1 protein-coding gene is annotated in these 646 nt (G+C 37.9%); it reads right to left on the bottom strand.

From position 1 onward, the window contains the following. Positions 1–250: hypothetical protein (locus tag DC53_RS22465; protein WP_206075187.1), on the bottom strand; the 250-nt coding region annotated here is incomplete at its 3' end. Positions 251–646 lie beyond the last annotated feature (396 nt).

The raw sequence follows: 646 nt of genomic DNA, 5'->3' as shown, positions 1-646 counted from the left end.
ATTTCGTGTCTGCAACGAGTTGCCCAGTCGAAGGCACGTTTAGATATACATTCTGTGCATTTGCCGCATGGAAGGAGTAGTTCCCCTTCCGAGCATAATCTGATTTTTCCAAAGTTTTCTTTCTTGCTGAATGAGCCTTTGTTTTCAATGGTATAATCTCTGGTAGCTCTAAAAGGGGATAGGCACATTTTCTATAACCTGTGTCCGCCACGAGTCGGGGCTTGATAGATGTTTTTTGACTTTTTGCCAAGTCCTTTTTTGAACTTTTTGTTAGATTGTTTTCTTGAGTCGATTTTTCTTCTCATGTTTTCTCCATTGTTAGTGACAAGGGGTCACATATTTTTCCTATAGTTATAACCTTGTCGGTTAGTTTATTTTAGTATTGAATCCAGTGGGTGTCAATTGGCATATATTATCAAGTACTTTATATGCCAAATTAAAATACCCCCCGTTTCCGAGGGGATTTTTTTACTTATCGTCCTTACTGGACTTCGTTTCGACGATTACCACTTCCTGTGGTTTTTTTGGTTTTTCAACTTTTTCTGGTTGTAATAAACCGTTTTCGATACATAGATCGAGATTTTTCTTGTTGAGGATGAATTCCTCTAGTTTTGAGGGGTCATTATTCATAAGTGACCTTACCCTA

Origin of the sequence: Pseudoalteromonas fuliginea (assembly GCF_000690055.1) — a bacterium.
Classification (GTDB): Bacteria; Pseudomonadota; Gammaproteobacteria; order Enterobacterales; family Alteromonadaceae; genus Pseudoalteromonas; species Pseudoalteromonas fuliginea.
This window is presented reverse-complemented; position numbering and strand designations above follow the sequence as displayed.